General features: G+C 54.3%; 18 protein-coding genes. 1 reads left to right on the forward strand and 17 read right to left on the reverse strand.

Going from position 1 to position 21,374, the window contains the following annotated elements:
* Window positions 1-117: 117 nt before the first annotated feature.
* The 15 genes from JIN85_RS13530 to JIN85_RS13600 all read right to left on the reverse strand — a co-directional run bounded on the left by JIN85_RS13530 (window position 118) and on the right by JIN85_RS13600 (window position 18,036).
* On the reverse strand, window positions 118-741 hold the full coding sequence (locus JIN85_RS13530; protein WP_200271619.1) for a hypothetical protein: 624 nt from the start codon (window positions 739-741) through the stop codon (window positions 118-120).
* Between the two features lie 75 nt (window positions 742-816).
* Window positions 817-1,377, reverse strand: a complete 561-nt coding sequence (locus JIN85_RS13535) for a prepilin-type N-terminal cleavage/methylation domain-containing protein (protein WP_200271621.1) — start codon at window positions 1,375-1,377, stop codon at window positions 817-819.
* Window positions 1,378-1,417: 40 nt separating this feature from the next.
* Window positions 1,418-2,710 (reverse strand): type II secretion system F family protein, encoded by a 1,293-nt coding sequence (locus tag JIN85_RS13540; RefSeq protein WP_200271623.1) that lies wholly within the window; start codon window positions 2,708-2,710, stop codon window positions 1,418-1,420.
* A gap of 101 nt (window positions 2,711-2,811) precedes the next feature.
* Window positions 2,812-4,476: a GspE/PulE family protein gene (locus JIN85_RS13545; protein WP_200271625.1), complete on the reverse strand. Its 1,665-nt coding sequence runs from the start codon at window positions 4,474-4,476 to the stop codon at window positions 2,812-2,814.
* A 19-nt stretch (window positions 4,477-4,495) separates the two neighbouring features.
* On the reverse strand, window positions 4,496-6,175 hold the full coding sequence (locus tag JIN85_RS13550) for a GspE/PulE family protein (RefSeq protein WP_200271627.1): 1,680 nt from the start codon (window positions 6,173-6,175) through the stop codon (window positions 4,496-4,498).
* Between the two features lie 192 nt (window positions 6,176-6,367).
* Window positions 6,368-7,516, reverse strand: a complete 1,149-nt coding sequence (locus tag JIN85_RS13555) for an FtsW/RodA/SpoVE family cell cycle protein (RefSeq protein WP_200271629.1) — start codon at window positions 7,514-7,516, stop codon at window positions 6,368-6,370.
* A 15-nt stretch (window positions 7,517-7,531) separates the two neighbouring features.
* Window positions 7,532-8,320 carry a LysM peptidoglycan-binding domain-containing protein gene (locus tag JIN85_RS13560; RefSeq protein ID WP_200271631.1) on the reverse strand — a complete coding sequence of 263 codons (789 nt, stop codon included), beginning with the start codon at window positions 8,318-8,320 and terminating at the stop codon, window positions 7,532-7,534.
* 16 nt (window positions 8,321-8,336) lie between these two features.
* Window positions 8,337-9,647 carry a UDP-N-acetylmuramoyl-L-alanine--D-glutamate ligase gene (gene murD, locus JIN85_RS13565; protein WP_200271633.1) on the reverse strand — a complete coding sequence of 437 codons (1,311 nt, stop codon included), beginning with the start codon at window positions 9,645-9,647 and terminating at the stop codon, window positions 8,337-8,339.
* A 3-nt stretch (window positions 9,648-9,650) separates the two neighbouring features.
* Window positions 9,651-10,883 (reverse strand): phospho-N-acetylmuramoyl-pentapeptide-transferase, encoded by a 1,233-nt coding sequence (gene mraY, locus JIN85_RS13570; RefSeq protein WP_200271635.1) that lies wholly within the window; start codon window positions 10,881-10,883, stop codon window positions 9,651-9,653.
* Window positions 10,877-12,250, reverse strand: a complete 1,374-nt coding sequence (locus JIN85_RS13575; RefSeq protein ID WP_200271637.1) for a UDP-N-acetylmuramoyl-tripeptide--D-alanyl-D-alanine ligase — start codon at window positions 12,248-12,250, stop codon at window positions 10,877-10,879. Before JIN85_RS13575 ends, mraY begins: the two co-directional genes overlap by 7 nt.
* Window positions 12,247-13,746, reverse strand: a complete 1,500-nt coding sequence (locus tag JIN85_RS13580) for a UDP-N-acetylmuramoyl-L-alanyl-D-glutamate--2,6-diaminopimelate ligase (protein WP_200271639.1) — start codon at window positions 13,744-13,746, stop codon at window positions 12,247-12,249. Before JIN85_RS13580 ends, JIN85_RS13575 begins: the two co-directional genes overlap by 4 nt.
* Entirely contained in the window at window positions 13,743-15,683 is a 1,941-nt protein-coding gene (locus JIN85_RS13585; RefSeq protein WP_200271641.1) for a peptidoglycan D,D-transpeptidase FtsI family protein, read from the reverse strand. The genes JIN85_RS13580 and JIN85_RS13585 overlap by 4 nt, the downstream gene beginning before the upstream one ends.
* On the reverse strand, window positions 15,680-16,021 hold the full coding sequence (locus tag JIN85_RS13590) for a hypothetical protein (RefSeq protein WP_200271643.1): 342 nt from the start codon (window positions 16,019-16,021) through the stop codon (window positions 15,680-15,682). The genes JIN85_RS13585 and JIN85_RS13590 overlap by 4 nt, the downstream gene beginning before the upstream one ends.
* A gap of 6 nt (window positions 16,022-16,027) precedes the next feature.
* Window positions 16,028-17,590, reverse strand: coding sequence for a 16S rRNA (cytosine(1402)-N(4))-methyltransferase RsmH (rsmH, locus tag JIN85_RS13595; protein WP_234047426.1), 1,563 nt, complete (start codon window positions 17,588-17,590; stop codon window positions 16,028-16,030).
* A gap of 35 nt (window positions 17,591-17,625) precedes the next feature.
* Complete coding sequence (locus JIN85_RS13600; protein ID WP_200271645.1) at window positions 17,626-18,036, reverse strand: division/cell wall cluster transcriptional repressor MraZ; 411 nt, start codon at window positions 18,034-18,036, stop codon at window positions 17,626-17,628.
* Between the two features lie 422 nt (window positions 18,037-18,458).
* Between JIN85_RS13600 and JIN85_RS13605 the strand changes: the two genes are divergently transcribed.
* Window positions 18,459-18,758, forward strand: coding sequence for a hypothetical protein (locus JIN85_RS13605; RefSeq protein ID WP_200271647.1), 300 nt, complete (start codon window positions 18,459-18,461; stop codon window positions 18,756-18,758).
* 8 nt (window positions 18,759-18,766) lie between these two features.
* On the opposite strand, the gene JIN85_RS13610 is transcribed toward JIN85_RS13605, so the two are convergent.
* The gene (locus tag JIN85_RS13610; protein ID WP_200271648.1) at window positions 18,767-19,846 is read right to left on the reverse strand and encodes a M42 family metallopeptidase; all 1,080 of its coding nucleotides are present in this window, start codon (window positions 19,844-19,846) and stop codon (window positions 18,767-18,769) included.
* 48 nt (window positions 19,847-19,894) lie between these two features.
* The gene (locus JIN85_RS13615; protein ID WP_200271650.1) at window positions 19,895-21,364 is read right to left on the reverse strand and encodes a hypothetical protein; all 1,470 of its coding nucleotides are present in this window, start codon (window positions 21,362-21,364) and stop codon (window positions 19,895-19,897) included.
* Window positions 21,365-21,374 lie beyond the last annotated feature (10 nt).

Raw genomic sequence — 21,374 nt, forward strand, 5'->3', positions numbered from 1 at the left:
GGGGACGGCAGATGAGGAAAGCTAATAGGCTTCAAATAGTCGTACCAGCTTTTTATGAGATCTTTCGGCAATTATTTTTGGCAAACGGTCTATGCAATTCATTGAAATCCGAGCGGATCAATCGCGACGCCGACGGGCACGCTCTTCCAAAAAGATCTCGGAAAGCCGGAAGCAGCGACGTGCCAAATCCCTCGCATCCTGATCATTGATCAGCGCCACTCCTTCCTCACTGACTTCAGCGAGGAAAATTTTCCACGCTTTTACAGCGACAACATCTGGATCCAATTGAGGGCGCGGATTCGGATTGTTCCGGTTCTGGGGCGCTTGACCAACGGAACCTTCTGCGACTGTTTCACCTGCAGCCTGACTTTCCTCATGATGGGCGTTTGCCCCCTTTCCTTTCCGACGACGACGCTTCTTCTTCGAATCGTGCGATGGCTGACCGGAGGAAATCGTGGCAATCGGTTCCTCGGAAATGGTGGGGATCACATCGTTTTCCGATACATCAGAATCTGAAGAGGTCGGCTCGGATTTCGGCGCTGGTTCCTGAGCAACAATTTCAGCAGATGCTTGCTTTGGCTCAGCGACCATCTCAACCGGAGCAGACTCCTTCTCGGCCGTGTCCGATTCAACCTCGACTGCCTTTTTCGCTTTTTTCCTGGCGCGAGGGTTCGAGATACGGCGGACCTTAGCTGCCGGTTTGGAACCGGTATCTTCCGGTGTGATTTCTTCTTCGCTCATGTTGATATTGGTAGAGAAAATGCCCACCGACTCCGGCGGGCATTTGAAAAATCAGGTAGATTCTAACTGAATGAATTAGGACTTATTCAGGATATCGTCTCTATTCGAAGGGTCTTTTTGATCCGTGGTGCTGGTTTTGCCGTCTTTGCCAGCAGACCAAAGGTCGAAATCTGGATTCCAAGCATCTGTATTAACCTTACCATCTGGAAGTTCACCTGGACGATAATAGTATTCATTACCCCAAGGATCGACAATTCGGGCAGATCCGCCAGATCCATCAATCCAACCCTGAGGATTATCGTCAGGGTTCAATTGAGGCAGGTAAACCTTGTGTCCGTTTACGGCACCGCCTTCTGTGTCGTCCTCCACATCGCCCCAATACAGAGCGCGATAGAGGGGATTAGAATCATTCGGCTTTTCTCCACCAGCTGGATAAACGCCGTTGTCCAATTTGTAGTTTTCTAAAGCATCGGAGAGCAATGCCAGTTGAACACTAGCGGTGCTCCGCGCCTGCTTGTCCTTCACGAACCCCATGCCAACCATGATCATGGCGGCAAGGATAACAATGATCGTAATGACCGCGAGGAGCTCGACGAGCGAGAAACCCCGAGCCGAGGTGGATTTGGTGATTTTCATGTTCCTTCGAATAATTCGGATCCTATGAGTATTCTTGATCTCACGTTTGCTCGCCCATAGCACCGATGACCTTGATCAGCGGGAGGAACAGCGCGAAGACCACGGAACCAACAACCAATGCCAGGAAGACGATCATGATCGGCTCGAGAATCGAGGTCAAAGCGGTCACGGCGTTATCAACTTCATCGTCGAAAACGTCTGCTACTTTCAGAAGCATTTCAGGCAGCTGACCGGTTTCTTCACCCACGTCCACCATGGAAATCACCATGTCTGGGAATACGCCGCAGGCCTGCAGTGGGCTGACGATTGATTCCCCTTCTTTCACGGCCTCGTGAACCTTCTCGATGGCTTGGGAAATAATCACGTTACCCGCTGTGTCACGGGTAATGTTCAACGCTTGGAGAATCGGCACACCTGAGGTTACCAGGGTTCCGAGAGTTCGGGAGAAACGGGAAACGGCACTTTTGCGCTGGATGTCACCAAAGATCGGCATCCGAAGTTTCATGGTATCGATTTTCTGACGGCCACCTTTGGTTTTACCCCACATGTTGTAGAGGAAGACCAGCAAGCCGATGAACACAAAGATGAACACCGCGTTTGGAAGGAAGAACGGTCTTGCGATGAAGAACTCGGAGGCACCGAACACGATCCGGGAAATCAGCGGGAGTTTCTCATTCCCCATTTCCGCGAACATGTCCTTGAACTTCGGAACGATGAAAATCATCAGGAAGACCAAGATACAAACGGCGATGAACATCACGATCACCGGATAGACCATCGCGGAAACGATCTTGTTCTTCAGTTTGGCCGCTTTTTCCTGGTACTCAGCAAGACGGTTGAGAACGATTTCAAGAACACCGCCCAGCTCACCGGCTTTGACCATGTTCACATACAGCTTGTTGAAAATCCGTGGATGCTGGGAAAGCGATTCCGAGAACGTCGAACCACCTTGCACCGAATCAGCAAGAGTCGTAACGGTCGCTTTCAAAACCGGATTGGGCTCCTGTTTTGCAAGCACGCTCAGACTCCGAAGCAACGGCAGACCGGAATCGATCAGAGTTGCGAGCTGGCGAGTGAAGATCATGAGGTTTTTTGCCTTCACCTTGCCGCCGACAGCGGACTTGGTCGCCTTGCTCTTAGCGGCGGCTTTGCCCTTGGTTTTGGCGGCTGCTTTCTTCGCACCCTTCGGAACTTTCCCTTCTTCAACGATTTGAGTCGGGTAATATCCGCTGGCGCGCAGTTTCTGGATCGCCTCCTGTTCGGAAGCGGCGGCGATGACACCTGTGGTTTGCTCGCCCTTTGAATCGAGCGCTGCGTATTGGAAGTTGGCCATGGAGGTAGGTCTTTACAAGGAGTGGGGTCTTTTTTTGGAGGATTAGAACGGCTGGCTTTCGAAAGAGCGATTTGAAAAACCACAATTTCCGAAAAAGGGCATCAGGTGTATTTGAGAACTTCTTCAATCGTCGTCGCGCCCATGTAGATGCTGCGCAGACCATCTTCACGCAAGGTGTTCATTCCCAACTCCATCGCCTTCTGCTTGAGCACAACGGACGGAGCGCGATCGGTGATCAATTCCCGAATTGGATCTGAGATATTCAGCAACTCGTAGAGGCCTCGGCGCCCCTTGTAACCGGATTGGCCGCATCGTTCGCAACCCGCACCGGTGTAAAACTGTTTGTCTCCCAACTCATGCGGAGAAACACCAAGCTGGCTAAGGATCGCCTCACTCGGCTCGTAGGGTGATTTGCAATCCTTACAAATGGTCCGCACCAGACGTTGAGCAAGAACACCTTCCAATGAAGCTGAAACCAGGAACGGTTCGCAACCCATGTCGACCAGACGGGTCACAGCACCTGGCGCGTCGTTGGTGTGGAGGGTGGAAAGCACCAAGTGTCCCGTAAGCGCAGCTTGGATCGCAATCTGTGCGGTATCCTTGTCCCGCATCTCTCCAATCATGATGCGGTCCGGATCCTGACGGAGGAATGCCCGGAGAACCCGTGGGAAATCCAAACCAATCGACTCATTGATCGGGATCTGGATGATGCCGTCGATGTCATACTCGACTGGATCTTCAGCGGTAAGCAACTTGGCATCAACGGTGTTGATCCGGCGGAGTGCTGCGTAAAGAGTGGTGGTTTTACCTGCACCGGTAGGACCGGTCACAATGAAAATGCCGTTTGGCTTCTCAATGGTGTCGCCAATGTATTCGTAAATATTGTCCGGAAGACCGAGGTTTTCCAAAGACAGGTTGACCGAAGAACGGTCGAGAACCCGGAGCACGACGGATTCGCCGTGGTGGGTAGGAAGTGACGAAACCCGCATGTCGACCTGCTTGTCGCCGACCTGCTTCACGATCCGGCCGTCTTGAGGAATCCGGCGCTCGGCGATGTTCATGTTCGCCATCACCTTGACCCGGGAAAGGATCGGCAATGCGAGGTGAACCGGCGGTGGCGCCATTTCATAGAGCGCACCGTCCACCCGATAGCGGATCTTGAAGTCCTTCTCGAATGGCTCGAAGTGAATGTCAGACGCCTTTTCCTTGATCGCTTGATAGAGAACCAAGTCGACGTAGCGGATGATCGGGGCCGAATTCGCTTCGGATTCGGAATCACCTTTGAGCTCACCACCACTTTCAAGTTGGCCGAGGATGTCATCCATCGCTTTGCCTTCTCCGCCGTAGCACTCGTTGATCTTTTGTTCGACGAGGTAATCAGGAGCGATCACGAGGACCACTTCACGACCGAGCGCGAAGCGAAGATCCTCCATGGTTTGTGGATTCAAAGGATCCACCAAAGCCACGTGGAGGCCGACATCATCGAAATTCACGGGCAAGGCACCGTGGAGGCGGGCGGTACCTGCTGGAAGCAGGGAGAGCAAAGCGGCTGGCGGGGTGTAGCCGGAAATATCCACCTGCTCTGCGCCAAGTTCGGAAGCAATCACTGGCCAGATGTCATCCTTATCATTGATGACTTGGTAGTCGGCGAGGATTTCGGCGACTTGCTTGCCGCTGTGGTCAACCTCGGCGAGAATATCCTGGGCGAGAGCGCGATCGACAAGACCGCGGGATTTGAAAAGATCAATAAGCTGTTTGTTGTCCATGGACGAGAAGCGGTGGGATTTATTCGGCGTCGGACATCGTGGCGTGGACCACTTCGTTGCCGGAGGTGAGACCAGAAAGCACTTTGCGGATACCATCCTCGCGGAGGGTTCGCATGCCAAGCTCGCGAGCACGGCGTCGGAGTTCGGTAGTGGTAAGGCCGTTGTTGATCATTTGGCGAACTTCGTCATCGATCACGAAGATCTCGAAGATACCCATCCGTCCGCGATAGCCACCGCCACGGCATTTGTCACAGCCGACAGGGCCGTAAATGGTCGCTTCTGCTAGGCGGGTAGGATCCAGCGAGAGGGATCGAATTTCTTTTTCGGTCAATTCGGCAGGAGCTTTACAAACCGGGCAAAGTTTACGCACCAGACGCTGGGCAAGAACGGCGCGAACCGCAGACGCGATCAGGAACGGCTTGACGCCGATATCGGCCAGACGGGCAACGGCGGACGGTGCATCGTTGGTGTGCAAGGTCGAGAAAACCAAGTGACCGGTTAGAGATGCGTTGATCGCGATATTCGCGGTTTCCGCATCCCGGATTTCCCCGATCATGATGATGTTCGGGGCCTGACGAAGCATGGCGCGAAGAGCGGCTGCGAAGGTCATACCGACATCCGCTTTCACCATCACCTGGTTGATACCTGGCAGCTCATACTCGACCGGGTCTTCCACCGTGATGATCTTTTTGTCCGGGCGGTTGATGACGTTGAGACAGGCGTAGAGGGTCGTCGTTTTACCGGAACCGGTCGGACCAGTAACGAGGAGAATGCCGTCTGGAAGTCCGAGCATTTGTTCGAACAGCGCCTGGTCATCGGAGAAGAAACCAAGCTCAGGCAAACCGAGGACCAGCGCGGACTTGTCGAGAATCCGCATCACGATGGACTCGCCGTGGTTGGATGGCACGGAAGAAACCCGGAGGTCGATTTCCTTGTCGCCCATCTTCAGCTGGATCCGACCGTCTTGTGGCAGGCGCTTTTCCGCAATCGACATGCTGCCGCTCATCACCTTGAGGCGGGCAATCATCGGCGGCAGGAGTTTCTTCGGATGCGAGTCCACCTGAACCAACTTGCCGTCCATCCGGTAACGGATACGAACGGAGGTTTCGAGAGGCTCGATGTGAATATCCGAAGCTCTCAAACGGAAGGCTTCGGTGAGAATTTGAGTAACCAGGCGGATCACCGGGGCATCTCCGGTCTCCGAGCCAGCTTCAGCATCACCAGTGGTGACTGAAAAGGATGAAAGATCATCGCTGCTCGCGGCATTTTCAGCGCCGTAGATTTCCCGAATGAAATGTTGGATTTCCCGGTGCGTGGCGCAGGTCAGATTCAGCTCCCGCTCCAGAATGTGCGGCAGTGTGTCGAGCACTTCGAAATCGAGCGGGTCAGCAACGGCAACAGTGAGGTAAGTCCCATCGTCGACGACAGGCAGCACTTTATAGCGTCTTGCCACATCGGCTGGGATCGTGGATGTGATCTCAGAATTGAAATCAACGTCCGCCAAACTGACGTAGGGAACCCCTGCGTTCGTAGCGAGGGTATGAGCGACGTGCTCTTCGCCGAGAGCGGTATGGGCGAGCAAATGCTCAACCAACGTCTCATTTCCCGAAAGGGAGGCGCGCGCGTTCGCCACCTGTTCCGCGCTCACCATACCGGCTTCGGTGAGCAATTCCGCGAGATAATCTTCGTTTGAAAACACTGGGCTTGGAGTCCTTGGAGTGAAAGTTTAACCCAACAATGGGCGTATTACCCACGCTGTGCGTGTCGCAGATTGGTCAACCCCGCCCACCCTTGTCAACCTGGCACCGCGTAAGTTTTCATTGAATTTTCCCTTACATCCGTTTCAAGCCCACAAGTGATGGCTCATGTAACCACCATGCACATCCAGTAATCAGAGCCGAACCGCCATCCGTTGCTCTCGTGCAAGCGGGTATTCCAAAGCCCGCACTTCTCGTGTATTTCGTTGAATGCCAACTAGCAAACCAACCGAGATCAAGCTACAAACCAGGTTGGTTCCCCCATAACTCACGAAGGGTAAAGCAACACCATCATTCGGCAGCAGAGCCGTGGTCACTCCCACATGCATCATAGCCGGAATCACCAGAATGCAGGTCAATCCAAGCGCGAGGCATCGATTGAATACTTGATCCGCCTGAACGGCGATTCCAACGCCACAAACCGCGATCAGCACGTAACAAATGACAATCCCCAGGGTGGCGACCAGGCCAAGCTCTTCACCGATGGCCGGGAGAATGAAATCGCTGTAAGCGAGGGTGAGAGTGCCGAATTTTTCCACTCCATTGCCCAATCCAACGCCAGTGGCGCCGCCATTTCCGAGCGCGTAGAGTGCGTGCAGGTGCTGGAAATTGATGCTCTGGGAATAGGCTGGGTTTTCGAGATCAAGCCATGCCTGAATCCGCGCCCAGCGGTTCGGATCATTGTAGACGTAAAAAGCTGCCGCAAACATCCCCCCCAAAGCGGTAGGAACCAGATAAGCCAGTCGAACGCACACGCAGAAGAAAATAGCACCGGTAACCACAGCGAGCGAAAGCGCGGTCCCCACGTCCGACTCAAGCATGATCAAAAGGACCGGCACACCCGCCATGGCACCTGGAATGATAAAGCCACGCCACAAGGTCTTGGTCTCGGTCTGCCAACGGGCAAACCAACCGGCGAGTGATAGCACAACGGCGATTTTAGCAAATTCTGATGGTTGAATTTGCCCGGCTCCCGCGATCCCGATCCAGCGCTTGGAGCCCCATTGCTCCACGCCGATCCCCTTCACAAAACAAAGCGCCAGAGCGATGCTCGCAGCGATCAGTATAATCGGATAAAATTTCCGCAGCGTGTTCTGGTGAATAAAGACACAGCAGATCGCAATGACCAGCCCGACTCCGAACATGATGCATTGCTTGAGCAACAACCCGTAGGGCGTCGTTGATTCAGATGCCCAAACACTCGTGCTCGCAAGCATGGTTAGCCCGAGTGCAACCAGCGCACCCACACATACAATCAACAAAATCGAAGCGTGGCGGAGCATGCGAAGTTAGACAGGTTAACGCGGGATTTTCAAATTCATGCCCACACGAAGCTTGCGGGCGTCGGTGATGCCATTGAGTTTCATCAATGCCTTTTGATCCACTTTGAATCGGTTCGAAATCCGCCAGATGCTATCGCCCTCCTTGACCGTATAGCTTTCAGACGAAGCGCTCGAAGTCGTAGTGGCAACAGTTGGGAGCTGTCTGTTAGGGCGGACCAAAATAGCCCGTGGAGCAGTCTCGGATTGATCATACGGCTGAGACTCGACCAAACCTCGATCCCGATCCGACACCGCTGCCTGACGAATCTTTTCCACTTCAGGCGGGTCGACAGCAACGATCCGTTGTGGTGGAAGTTTCAAAATGGCACCCGGCACCAGATCCATACGGTTATTTGCTTCGCGCAACTCATTTTCGTCGACTTTCTGCTGCTCGGCAATCCGCGAGTAGTTATCGCCGGCTTTCACCCTGTAGGTCGAGTCCTCAGGACTGAGTTTAGTTTGGCGCTGCTGCACCTGGACTCTCCCCGAGGTGACTGTGGCAGCTGCTGCCACTCTCTTCGGAGCTTCCACATGATTTTTGTCCAAAAATCTCTGGTGGAAAATGATCAACCCGATCGCGACCACGTGAATCAAAACGATGATGGTTAATGCCCGGGCAATCTTCGAACTATGATCGCCAGGATAATCATCGGCCGAAGCAACGGCAGCGCGCTGTTGCTTCCGACGCTGGGTCACAGCGCTGAGGCGCTTCAAGACGCTTTTCCGAACTGGGCGGCGTTTGACGGGAAGGGTGTGCGGTTTCATGCGTGGGAACTAAGAGCTAACGGAGTTGATGGACGAGGGCGCGGAAGGTATCGCCGCGTTCCTCATAGCCGGAAAATTGATCGAAAGATGACGTGCCAGGTGAAAGGATGATGGTGGAACCACGAGGAGCCAATGTGCGGGCAGCGGCGATCGCTTCCCCCAGGGATGGAACCGATCGGCTGGTTACCGATTTGGAAAAAAGCTCAGCAAGCGGATCTGCAATCTGACCGAAAGTTACTGCAGCCAGCGCTTTCTTTTCTAACAAAGGCAGGACCGGTCTGTAGTCCAATCCTTTATCTTTGCCACCGGCGATCAGGATGACAGGTCGCGTTTGCGAACGCAAGGCGCTTTCCAACGCATGGAGATTGGTCGCTTTTGAATCATTGAGATACTCCACCCCATCCAAAGTGCGAACCAGTTCACAACGATGTGGGGGTGGCGCGTAGCCACGCATGGCTTCCCGCATGACATCCAATTCGATCCCCAACTCTTTGCAGGCTGCCAGAGCGGCCATTGCATTTTCCGCATTATGCAAACCGCGCAATCCAGTTTCATGATCGAGATCCAAAACGATCTCGCCACCGTGTTTCACGACATGGCCATCCGAATACCAATCAGCTTCCGGGTTGGTGGTCGAAAACGAAATCCTCGGCGGCGCCAGATCCCCGATTTCCTCTCCATCACGGACCACCGCGGCATCAGACGAAGTTTGATTTTCAAAAATCCGCAACTTGGCCACCCGATAGGATTCGACGGTTGGATAACGGTCCATGTGGTCCGGCGCGAAGTTCAGCCAGACAGCCACTGCAGGATGCAGGGTGCGAATGGTTTCCAGCTGAAATGAACTCAACTCTAACGAAACCGCCGCAGGTTGGTCTTTTTGCAATACGATCTCTGCAAAAGGAACTCCATAGTTGCCGCATGCGGAACCTCCCAAGCCGGCATGGGAAAGAATCCGGGCCACCAGCTCGGTCGTCGTGGTCTTGCCGTTCGTTCCGGTAATGCCGACGATACGGCCTTCATAGTAGCAGGACGCTAGTTCCACTTCACCGATCACCTCACCGGCATGCTTCGAAAAAGCTTCCACATACGGGCCATAGGTATCGATGCCCGGGCTCACGACCAACAAATCGCAAACCAAGGAAGCCCCCTGCTCTGCTGTTGCATTCGGATGGATTTCCACCTGTTCCGGCATGCCCTGAAAGGCAGCTGGACCCGCACTATCCCACGCTGAGACAGTCGCCCCTTCACGCAAAGCCAAGGCCGCAGCCGCACGACCACTGCGGCCGACACCTAAAATTGCAACATGTTTCCCTGTTAGATTCATCGGTTAGGCAATCTTCAGAATGGCGAGGCCGAACAGGGCCAACATGATGGAAAGAATCCAAAAACGGATGATCACCTGGCTTTCGTGCCAGCCTAACAACTCGAAATGGTGATGGATCGGCGACATTTTGAAGATGCGCTTTTTCCGCAATTTAAAGCTACCAACTTGGAGAATGACAGACATCGCTTCCATCACAAAGACACCACCGATGATGACCAGCAGCAGTTCTTGTTTAGTCGCAATGGCCGCCGTCCCGAGCGCTCCACCAATCGCCAACGATCCGGTATCGCCCATGAAGACTTTGGCGGGATGGCAATTGAACCATAAAAATCCAAAGCATGCTCCGACCAATGCCATCAGGAAAACCGCAAGCTCACCAACGTATCGGTTGTGCGGGATCACCAAATACTCAGCGGCCATAAAATAGTGACCAGCAAGATAGGCCAAGAGCGAGTATGACAATGCGACACTGATGGTGCAACCGGTGGCCAAACCATCCAAGCCATCGGTTAGATTCACTGCATTGGAGCAACCAATGATGACCAGCACGAAGAAAGGGATCACCAGCCATCCAAGGTTGATCAGTGGAGTCTTGAGCAATGGAAAGGATATCGCGCCAACGTCAATCGGGATATCCTTACCTGAAGCATCCTTACCGAGAATATATCCCGCAAAACGGCCTGCCAGTTGATCATGACTTGCCCCATGACCTGAAATTTCAGGCTTAAAGAAAATGAACAACACCGCGACCAGTGCGATCATGAACTGCCAGAAAAGTTTGGTGCGGCTGCTGAGTCCATCCGATGATTTCTCGACCACTTTTTTATAGTCGTCACAAAATCCTAACAACCCACACGCGGCCATAGTGCAGGCACACACCGCTACGAATGGATTCAGCGGACGTGCAAATACCAAAGTCGAGATCAACACCGCGCCGATGATGATGACACCGCCCATCGTTGGCGTGCCAAGCTTTCCGCCGTGAAGCTCTGCCAGTTTGTGAACTTCAGCTGCCGTCCGGATCGGCTGACCGACTTTGAGCGAAATGAGTTTACGAATGACTCTCGGACCAAAAACAATGGATAGCATGAACGACATCAGCCCCGCGCAGGCAGCTCGGAACGTGATGTATTGGAACAAATTGAGAAAACTGAAAGTATGAGCCCACGCGAAATCACCTGTTGGATTTTCGTGTTGAAAAGCTTGATACCAAAAATCGTAAATTGCGGTCAGCATGAGGTTCGGGGAAAGGCAGCGTGCATCACTTTTTCGATGGTTGCGGTCCGGCTTCCTTTGAAAAGCACCGCATCGCCGGGCTTGGTCTCACGTGTCAGCCAGGAAGCGGCTTCATCAAAATCGGTAAAATAGGGAGCATCGCCAGCTCCAACGGCAATGCCTTCCGCCCCTTGACCTACGGCGATCACCGTAAGATTGCGGGCCGCAGCGAGTTCACCGGTCCGTTGATGAGCTGCGGGCGCAAATGGCCCAAGCTCGCCCATCCGGCCCAGCACGATGATTCGTCGCGAGCCAGCCTCAACCGGAGTCTCCGCGAGAGTATCAATCGCCGCCGCCATCGATTCAGGATTCGCATTGTAAGTATCATCAATCACGGTGACGCCCTCGTAATCGAAACGCCGCAACCGTCCACCGGTGAGAACAGCATACTGCAAAGCATCTGCGATTTCTTCAGGAGGCACCCCGAGCTTCCAGCCCACACCGGCTGCCAACAGGGCATTGGTAACCATATGTCGACCTGGCACCGGCAAGGAAACCGAGACCGGTGTCTCGCCGTGAATCACCAGATCAAATTGCGAACCATCGCCCGTGAAGCGGAGATTCTCGGCTCTGACCAAACCACGGCCATTGCCCACTGGTATGAGCATGGCATGCGTTCGCTGCCGGAAGTATTCGTTAAAGTCACAAGCGGCGGGAACAAACAACTTCCCGTCTTCCGGCAGTGCTCTGGCGAGTGTGCCTTTTTCCTCCGCGATCGCTTCCCTCGATCCTAAAAACTCGATGTGGGCCGTGCCGATGTTGGTGATGATGCCGTATTTCGGTCTGGCGATCTCACACAATGGTGCAATCTCACCAGAGTGATTCATGCCCATTTCCCAAACGGCCGCGGTATGCTCTGGCGTGGTCGAAAGCACGGTGAGCGGAACCCCGATATGATTGTTGAGATTCCCTTTGGTCGCTGAAACTTGATATCGCTTCGACAGAACGGCCGCCGTGAAATCCTTGGTGCTGGTTTTACCGTTCGATCCGGTAATGGCCACGACCGGAATGTCCAACTGCTTCCGCCACCAGCAGGCAAGCTGCTGAAGACAAAGCAGAGTATCGGTAACAACGATGACCGCAGTACCAGATGGCGGAGCTTCACCTTCCCACGATTGAACCACCGCCACAACGGCGCCATTTTCCAGAGCTTTGCGGGCGAAATGATCGCCGTTGAAGTTTTCACCGCGTAGCGCGAAGAACGCCGAATGATCCGGAAGCTTGCGTGTATCTGTTGATACTCCACCGCTCACCACAACTTCGCGATCTCCTACGGACACCGTAGTGCCCAGGATTTGCGCGAGTTCTCGAGCGGTGATCGGTTTCATCTCTGTTCGGAAAGTTCCTGCGCACGATCGCGCAGCGATTTGGAAGCGTGCTTCCGATCGTCAAAATCAATAGTTTTGTCTGCAAACTGCTGGTAGGTCTCGTGCCCTTTTCCAGCGATCAGAACAATGTCACCGGAGCGTGAAGCACGGATGGCGAAATCGATGGCTTCGGCACGATCCACGATGCTCCGGTAGTTTTTATTCGTCATACCGGCTTCGACCTGGCGGATAATTTCAGCCGGGTCTTCCGAGCGCGGATTGTCGGACGTGATAATGCAAGCATCGCTATGGCGGGACGCTGCAGCAGCCATTAAGGGACGCTTGCCGTTATCGCGATCACCCCCACAACCAAATACGGTGATCAATCGACGAGGATTGAGATCCCTCAATGTGCGGCAAACGTTTTCGAGAGCATCAGGCGTATGGGCGTAATCCACAAAAACCGTGGCACCACCGGCATTTCCCACGTTTTCCAGGCGACCTGGGACTTGTGGTGAATCAGCCAAAGCCGCAATCGCATCGCGCGGACGAATTCCGCAGGCATTGGCAGCGGCAATGGCAGCCAGGATATTGTAAACATTAAACCGCCCGATGAGCGGCGAGCGCACCAGGAAAGTCCGGCCTTTTGCCTGCAGCTCGAACTCCATGCCCCGGGCATTTTGACGAAGGTTGTTCGCCCGGAAATCGCAATGCACGCCGAAGCCGAAACGGATCATCGGCAAACGCCCTTCCAGCGAAGCGGCGAGATCCGCTCCGTAGGCATCATCGATGTTGATGATCGCGGTGGATTTCTTCCCACGTGGATCTGCGGCAAGCGCTTCGAACCAATCCGCCTTCGCCTGGAAATAGGCTTCGATCGTGCCATGATAATCGAGATGATCCTGGGTGAGATTGGTGAACACCGCCGCATCAAATCCGATGGCAGCGGTCCGTTTTTGATGAATCCCGTGAGAGGAAACTTCCAATGCCACACCACGGCAACCGTTGTCACGCATCCGACCGAGAAGCTCGGATAACTCCAGAGATCCCGGTGTCGTGTGTTTGGCAACATCAATGGTTTCACCATCGTCCGTTAAAATCGTTCCGAGCAAGCCAGCCCGATGCCAGGCGGCTTTCATGATGTGATGAATCAGGAAAGTCGTCGTGGTTTTTCCATTGGTTCCGGTCACTCCAGCAACGGCAAAATCCTTCCAGGGATTGCCATAAAACTCGGAAGCCATGAGCGAAAGCGCCAACCGGCTATCCGGCACGTGGATCCAAGTGATCGTGGACGCCAAATCTTTCGGAGGTGCGGTTTCCGCAAGAATCGCGACTGCGCCGGCAGCGATCGCTCCCTCGATGAATTGATGACCATCGACGGTGGTGCCACGGATGGCAGCGAAAAGAGTCCCAGCCTCAACATGCTTCGAAGATGCGGTAAGGGAGGCAATTTCCAGATCCAACGGACCGGAGACCGTGAGACGGGAAAGACAGGTGGTGAGATCACGCAAATTCATCGGGAAGCAGAAGTGGCAACAGGTGGTGAGACGGGTTCCGATGGCTGCAAATTCATGCGAATGGCGGCACGGGCAGCAATACGGGAAAAAATGGGACCAGCTGTGGTCCCGCCGACGCGGCCTACCCCCACTGGTCTGGGATCGTCAAGGACGACGTAGCAAACAAAGGCCGGATCTTCCGCTGGCATCATTCCCGCAAAAGAAAGTATGTAGTGGCCTACCATGTAGCCTTTGCCGTCCGCTCTGAGTTTCTGCGCGGTTCCCGTTTTCCCCGCGACATGAAATCCTTGTACGTTTGCCCTGGTCGCCGTGCCTCCGGACGAAGTGACCTTCGTCAAGGCCGCCCGCATTTCGGCAGCAGCCTTTGGCTTGATCGTTTCACACACCACTTCGGGATCAAAACGCTGCACCACCGTGCCATCATTCGCCACGATGGACTTTACAATATGGGGTTTGCGGAGCTTGCCATCGCCAGCGATGACACAGTAAGCCGTCGCCATTTGAAGCGGGGTCACGCTCAAAGCATAACCAAACGCTGCTCTTGAGAAGGTTGTAGGATTCCGGCTCTTGGGATTCAGACCACGACTTTCTCCACTCAGGCTAACGCCGGTCTTACGGCCAAAACCGAATCGATCCTGATAGTCGTAAAAACGATTCATCCCAACCTGCCTCGCCAGGCTGTAGGCGCCGATGTTGTTCGAATACTTCAGAATTTCTTCGACCGAAATCGTTCCTTTGGGGTGCTCATCGGTAACAACCGCCCCATTGTCGTCCTTGAAATAACCGTTGTGACAAAAGATTTTGGTTTGAGGACTGACCAATCCTTCATTGAGGGCACTCGAAACCGCTACGATTTTAATCGTCGAGCCCGGTTCATAAATCGCCTGGATCGCAAAGTTGTAGCTATTCTTAGAAACGGTCTCGAGCCGATTGAGATCGAAATGGGGACGACTTGCCATCGCCAGGATTTCGCCGGTTTTGGGATCCATCATCACCACCGCTCCCCGCTCGCCGTTGAATTCCTTCAAACCCGCATCCAATTCCTCTTCAACAATGGCTTGCAATTGCATGTCCAAAGTCAACTGGACGTTCAACCCGGCTCTCGGCGGCAATAAACTTCCCGGATCACCCGGCAATCGCAATCCGCCCGTAGAGCGCCGGTATTCACGCCAGCCATCTTTGCCAGCGAGATACTCTTCCATTGCTGATTCGATCCCGAATTTTCCGACAACTTCTTCATGTTTGTTGCCATCTTCATCCGTCCGCTCCGAATAACCGGTGAAGCCGATGACATGTGTCGCCAAGTGAGGTGACGTGTAAACCCGTTTCAGCGAGCCATCGAAATCAAATCCATGGATGCGGTTTTCATCCACGATGTCGCGAAGTTTTTGCGCAATGTCATCCGGGATATCCTTGGCAATCGTGAAGTATTCGCCGGTGTTGTCCACGATTCGCTTGCGTAGGTCCTCCTTCCGCATGCCGAGTGGCCTGGCGAGAATTCCAATTGCATAAGCGAGATGTTTCTGAACGATGACATCCTCGGATTCCGTCGCCAAAATATCATTCCGCAGCCGCTTGATTCTGCGTGACTGATCACGAGGTGATAGGCTCGACCAATCCGGGCTGTTGTGCGCCTCCTCATAGGCCAAGCCCCATGACGCTTCATTCTCGTCGTAAAGGTGATTTTTATCCACCCACAGGCTGCAAACTGGAACACTCTTGGCCAGGGGCTCATCGTTGCGATCCACGATCATGCCGCGGATTGCAGGGAGTGTTTCACGACGCTCGAAAACGCTGCTGGATTGCTCCGCGTAGTGTTCGCGTTCGACCAACTGAATTTGGACCAATCTTGCCGAGAGCGCACTCAGCCCGGCCACCAGGACCGAGCACAGAACGATGCAGCGAGATTGGAATTGTCGGGTCACTATGAATTTCAAGGGGTGGCCGAAGCCACGCTTTCACGAGCGGGAGGAGCTGGATCGACCTGCTCAATCAGTCCCAGTGGAATGGCACACAAAGTGGATGAGTTTTCCTCAAGCTGCTTGCGAATCGCATATCGGTTCAGTAACTGATCCATCCGGTAGTCGGTGGTTTTGACATCAAGTCTGTATTGGTCCACCCGGCGATCAATGGCGTCGATTTCCCGCACCACCTGGATTTGCTGGTTCTTGTAGTAGACGTGCAACATGCCTCCGCAAGCTGCGATCAAAGTGGCAGCGATCAGAGCGAAGTAGACGGATGCGGGAGTGCGTGGATCCGATTTGCGACGATTCATGAGATTTTAAAGGAGTTGGGCGACCCGCAATTTGGCACTGCGCGATCTTGGGTTTGCGGAAATTTCAGCGGCTCCAGGAGCGATTGCCTTGCGGGAAAGCAGACGAAATTGGAAATCAGGATTTGGGCGTGGCTCAGGCCAGCCGGGTTCATCCAAAAACTCGGTAGAGCGGTGACGCAAAAAGCGCTTCACCATCCGATCTTCGAGGCTGTGGAACGTGATAATGAGCAATCGTCCGCCTGGTTTGAGCACGGATGGCGCAGCAGCCAAAGCATCGGCCAGCGATTCCAATTCCTCATTCACCGCCATGCGGATCGCTTGAAAAGCTCGCGTTGCCGGGTGAGTCCTGCCGTGGCGGCCGATGTTTTTTTCGATAAAATTGGCCAAATCCAACGTGGTGTCGAATGCCTGTTGCTCGCGTCGCTTGACGATGGCGGCTGCGATACGCCGGGCTTTTGGCTCCTCGCCGAATTCAAAGAAAATCCGAACCAGATCCTGCTCCGACCAGCCGTTCACCACGTCCGCCGCCGTCCTTGGGCTGGATGGCCCCATGCGCATGTCGAGCGGGCCATCTTTCTGGAATGAAAACCCACGAGCTGCTGAGTCCAGCTGCCGCGATGAAACTCCGAGATCCAGCAACCAGCCATCGGCTCTTTCACCGTTGCGGATGGCGGGCGTTTGCAGTGCTTGTGAGAAATTTCCTTCCCACGTCGAAAAGCGATCTCCGAACGGCGCGAGCCGCCGGCTCGCATGCGCAAGCGCTTCAGGATCGCGATCGATTCCTAGAACACGAGCGCCTGCTTTCAGAAAAAGCTCGCTGTGGCCGCCACCGCCGAGTGTTCCGTCGATGATGAACTTGTCCGGGCCAGCCTCCATCCATTCGACCGTCTCCTGCGGAAAAACCGGCAGATGATAGCCGCCCGGTGCAAGAGGTTGCTCCGAGAAATTTGCAAAATCATCCGGCTGCCGCACCGACAACCAGCCAGAAGCGGTGCGGGCAGCCGTCTTTTGATTGGCGGTAGAAAGTGCTGTCCCGAGCACTTCCGGCCGCCCAGCCAAGAAATCTCCCAATGGCCGCACCGACAACCAGCCAGAAGCAGCGCGGACCATTGGTCTAAAAAGCGAAAGAGCATCCATCCCGAGAGCGCTCTTCCGCCCAGCCAGAAAATGATCCGAATGCCCCACCGACAACCAGCCAGGAGCGGTGCGGGCATCCGTTGGATCGACGGTATCCGGCGCCGTCCCTTGCGCCGCGAATCGTCCAGTCATGAAAAGTCCCGATGGTCGCGCCGACAACCAGCCAGAAGCGGCGCGAACCATCGATTTGATTAGCGAAAGAGCGTCTGTCCCGAGATCACTCTTCCGCCCAGCCAAGAAAACCGCCGGACGCCGCGCCGACAACCAGCCAGGAGCGGTGCGGACATCCGTTGGGCATGTTGGGGAAAATCCTGTCCCGAGGATTCTCCCGCTGCCGGAAAAAATTCCCAACGCCGACGAGCAAGCGAGAGCGGCCGGAGCCGCTGTGGGGCGGACCGCTTGCTTCGACGGGGTTGGTGGGGTGAACAGCATGTTGCTGTTGGGTGTGTTGTTTGGTGAAAATGAAATCAGTCGTAGGTTCCAAGATCGTCTTCTTCGGCTTCGCCGAATTCGATCTCCATGGCTTTCTGGTAGTAGGCTTCGTTCCAGAGCTCGAAGTAGGAATTGCGGCCCAGCAGGACCACAGAACCTTCCGGCTTCAGATGCGCGCTTTCGCTCAAATCTTTGGGAACCAGTAGCTTCCCCTGCTCATTGACGATTACCTCGCGGCAGCGCCCCGCAAGACGCCCCAGCCTTCTGGTTTTGTCCGCGGTGGTCAGTTCCGCTTCCTGAATGTCTCGAACCCGGCGCTCATAGTCCGCACGTGGCAAGACCTTCACCACCGGCATGTCGTGACTCTTGGCCAACATCAAAATCAAGGACTCCCCTACAGGAGGCCGATACCCACTCGGAATGGAGGTCCGATATTTCGGATCCATTTTGTGGATATGAAAACCCAGGAAAGTCTGACCGGTATCAATCAAGAGGAAAACTACAGTGCGCCGAAGTTCTCTCAAATACACCAAAACTCACCAATGGCGTCAATTCCAAACTAAATGCCGGATCGTAAAATTTTAGATCGCTTATTTTTAACAACTTACAGGATAAATGCGAATGGGTTAATCATCAAGTTTTCCAAAATTTTTTAACCCCAACTGAAGTTTTTAAACAAAATTGCGCTCTCAAGCAATGTAAGTAATATCGGGGATTCGATCAATCTCAATGGCATTCAGCAAGCCAAGTGTACTGAAAAACTCTCAAAACCACCTTCCGAGGCACCTCAATGGAGAAAACCGAAAAAAGGGTGAACTTGTGGCGTTTTTGCTCGCGAATCGCCATCCCCTCTTCGGAAATCAACATCATGAACGCCGCCGAACTCGCTCAATCCGCCGCAAATGATGCCACACCACCACCGGGCATCAGCCCAGCGTTGCGCGCCTTATGGTTGGCAAGAGCTGGAAATTGGGAGGCCGCCCATGATCTTTGCCAAGACATTCCCGGGAAAACCGGCAGCTGGATTCACGCATGGCTGCACCGGGAAGAGGGCGACCAGTTCAATGCCGAATACTGGTATGGCCGCGCAGGAAAGCCCGTTCCTCCGCGCACCATGCCGTTGGCAGAAGAATGGATGAAAATCGCCGACGCCCTCTCCGGGGATTGAGCTCTGACTCACAAATACCGGGTCAGCTCATCCACCGTGGTCTGATCCAGCTTTTTGGCCAAGGCCACGGCCAAATTGACCATGCACTCGTAGTCTTTGAGATCGATGATGGCGTTGTGAGAATGAATGTATCGCGCTGGTACACCGAGCACAATGCTTGGAACCCCTTCATTGGCCAGATGGAATGAACCCGCGTCTGTTCCTCCGGCACGGCGCATGGCGATCTGATGACTGATTCCTTCTTTCCGTGCGGTATCGATGGCAAGATGTGCCAAGCGCGGGTTCATGATGGCGCTGGGGTCAAACATCCGAATCTGGACACCGCCCCCCAAGCGGCCTTGGGAATCCGCATGGGACATCCCAGGCGTATCATCCGCCGGCGGCCCTTCGAGCACGATCGCGACGTCCGGTTTGATGTAATTCGCGGCCGTTTTGGCACCACGCAGACCCACTTCCTCCTGCACCGTCCCACCAAAAATCAACCGGTTCGGATAGGTCGATTGAGTGAGAATTTGTCCCGCCTGAATCGCCCCGGCCATGCCAACTCGATTGTCGAACGCCTTGGCCATGAACCAGTCCTTTTGCTTCATCGGTGTGAATGGCGACCATGGTGCGATTGGATCTCCCAGTGAAACCCCAAAAACCTCCTGCGCCTCGCGCCGTGATGTTGCACCGATGTCGATGAAAAGCTGATCGATGGTCATGACCTGACTACGCTGGGCCGCTGTCAGTTGATGCGGTGGCTTTGAGGCGACCACACCGTGGATTTTTTCACCACTCCGCGTCAGAACCTCCACGCGCTGGGCCAATAAATTGTGTTCCCACCAACCACCAACAGCCACGAAGGAAATGAACCCATCGAGCGTGATCGATTGCACCATGAATCCCACTTCATCCATGTGACCGGCGATCAATACGCGCGGCCCTGGAGCGTCCGTCTCGCAAAAGACCGAGCCGTTTTTGTCCGTGGAAAGATTTCCGCAGCCTTCCATCTCATCCACAAAAATTGCCCGGACTTCATCCTCGTGACCGGAAACCGAGTGGGCTTCCGTCAATTCCTGTAAAAGAGAAACGGCCTTCTGACGCATGGCGAAATCTCACTTCAGAGCCAGCCCCGTACCAAGCCTCAATTTTGCTCAATGAGCGGGTTCAGGCGCTTCTGGATCATCGGAACGATCAAACAGTTTCTCCATGCGATCCAGATAATTGGAGATTTCGTCATCGCGAGTTTTCGGCTTCGATTTCAGCCGCTCCTTCAATTTCAGATAGTCATCAAATTCACCACTGGTCTCGCGCGCTCTGGTGATTTCGAACCAATCCAGAACATCCCTTCCGCGATCAGCCCGGGTGGACATCACGCTGCGATGCTCCTGCAGTTCCTGGATTTTTGCCGCAAGACCGTTGGAATCACCGTGCGATATCGAGCTCAGCACGGATTGGTATTCTTGAAGCAAAGGGCGGTAAGAGGGAAAGCAGCGATAACTCAATCGCAACAGGGCATCTTCCGCGATTTTTACCGCGTCGGCCCGCTCGCCAGCATCCAACTTGATCACTTCCTCCCAAGAACCTAGCGGCACATCTTTGGATTCGCCATCCTTGTTGCGGAAACGAAGCCGCAAAATGTCCTCCAGCCCTTTTTCCGTATCCTGAATCGTCAGGATGTCCGTTAAGGGAGGTGTTCCATTCATCGCAAGCTGGAGCATCCACCACTTGGCCATGCTGGTTTCGGACAAATTCAGTTCCGGGAAATACTTTCTCAACAAGTAGGGCATTTCTCCTTGGTAAGAGGCAGCTTCACCGAGGAAGTCATGAAAGCCTTCTTTTCCCTTCGGCTGCTCTAACAACGCCAGCACCAATGCCCCCGATGAAACCTGGAACGCCGCACGGGTGGCAGCATCCAGATTCGCCCAGTCTTCCTGTTTCACCGCAAAAAGACCATCGAGCTTGAAAAGCCCACCCCGCTTGAACAAGGCATCATACAAACGTCGATCGCTCTCGCCATTTTTCCAAGAGATGGCTTCGGTCATTCCCGCAACAAGCCAAGCAGGAACTAACAACGGAGTTGTCGAAGCAGTCGGCCGATCCCGTAGCGCCCGTTCGTAAATCAGCGACTCAAGCACGCCGCGATTCAACAGATCCTTCTGAAGCCCCCTGCCCATGTGCATGAACAAGTTCAACCGGTAGCCAGCTTCATTGAAGGTGCTCTGCACCGCCAACGATCGCCGTGGAAGCGGATCGCCCTGTTTGCCGACCAAAGTGATCACGATCGGGATCACTGGGGCTTTCGCATCCGGCTGCGGCTGGTCGTCTTGTTGTTCGGTTTCCCCTAGCAGTTTTAAAAAATCCGCCTTCGTTTGCTCAGCCAAAATCGCGACCATTCCGCGTTGCGTACCATCTCCCCCGAGCACCTCAAACTGATGCGAGCTGCTGATCACCTTCTCCACTTGAGGACCGATTTGCGGCGGCTCAACAATCGGAAGATCGACGGGCGGCAATTCTGCGGGTGCCTGCTCCAGCGGTGGAGCCTCCACCTCGGGTTGCGAATCCTGAGCAAAGCACCAACTGGTGGTGATCAGCGCGGAGATGATCAGGCTTTTCGCTTTCATGAAGAGTAGC

The sequence above is a fragment of the Luteolibacter pohnpeiensis genome (assembly GCF_016595435.1).
Lineage (GTDB): Bacteria > Verrucomicrobiota > Verrucomicrobiia > Verrucomicrobiales > Akkermansiaceae > Luteolibacter > Luteolibacter pohnpeiensis.

Bases quoted from the DNA above. Each gene is read 5' to 3' on its own strand.
- JIN85_RS13530 (WP_200271619.1), bottom strand. From the start codon at position 741: ATGAGCGAAGAAGAAATCACACCGGAAGATACCGGTTCCAAACCGGCA.
- JIN85_RS13535 (WP_200271621.1), bottom strand. From the start codon at position 1,377: ATGAAAATCACCAAATCCACCTCGGCTCGGGGTTTCTCGCTCGTCGAG.
- JIN85_RS13540 (WP_200271623.1), bottom strand. From the start codon at position 2,710: ATGGCCAACTTCCAATACGCAGCGCTCGATTCAAAGGGCGAGCAAACC.
- JIN85_RS13545 (WP_200271625.1), bottom strand. From the start codon at position 4,476: ATGGACAACAAACAGCTTATTGATCTTTTCAAATCCCGCGGTCTTGTC.
- JIN85_RS13555 (WP_200271629.1), bottom strand. From the start codon at position 7,516: ATGCTCCGCCACGCTTCGATTTTGTTGATTGTATGTGTGGGTGCGCTG.
- JIN85_RS13560 (WP_200271631.1), bottom strand. From the start codon at position 8,320: ATGAAACCGCACACCCTTCCCGTCAAACGCCGCCCAGTTCGGAAAAGC.
- murD (WP_200271633.1), bottom strand. From the start codon at position 9,647: ATGAATCTAACAGGGAAACATGTTGCAATTTTAGGTGTCGGCCGCAGT.
- mraY (WP_200271635.1), bottom strand. From the start codon at position 10,883: ATGCTGACCGCAATTTACGATTTTTGGTATCAAGCTTTTCAACACGAA.
- JIN85_RS13575 (WP_200271637.1), bottom strand. From the start codon at position 12,250: ATGAAACCGATCACCGCTCGAGAACTCGCGCAAATCCTGGGCACTACG.
- JIN85_RS13580 (WP_200271639.1), bottom strand. From the start codon at position 13,746: ATGAATTTGCGTGATCTCACCACCTGTCTTTCCCGTCTCACGGTCTCC.
- JIN85_RS13590 (WP_200271643.1), bottom strand. From the start codon at position 16,021: ATGAATCGTCGCAAATCGGATCCACGCACTCCCGCATCCGTCTACTTC.
- rsmH (WP_234047426.1), bottom strand. From the start codon at position 17,590: ATGCTGTTCACCCCACCAACCCCGTCGAAGCAAGCGGTCCGCCCCACA.
- JIN85_RS13600 (WP_200271645.1), bottom strand. From the start codon at position 18,036: ATGGATCCGAAATATCGGACCTCCATTCCGAGTGGGTATCGGCCTCCT.
- JIN85_RS13605 (WP_200271647.1), top strand. From the start codon at position 18,459: ATGAACGCCGCCGAACTCGCTCAATCCGCCGCAAATGATGCCACACCA.
- JIN85_RS13610 (WP_200271648.1), bottom strand. From the start codon at position 19,846: ATGCGTCAGAAGGCCGTTTCTCTTTTACAGGAATTGACGGAAGCCCAC.
- JIN85_RS13615 (WP_200271650.1), bottom strand. From the start codon at position 21,364: ATGAAAGCGAAAAGCCTGATCATCTCCGCGCTGATCACCACCAGTTGG.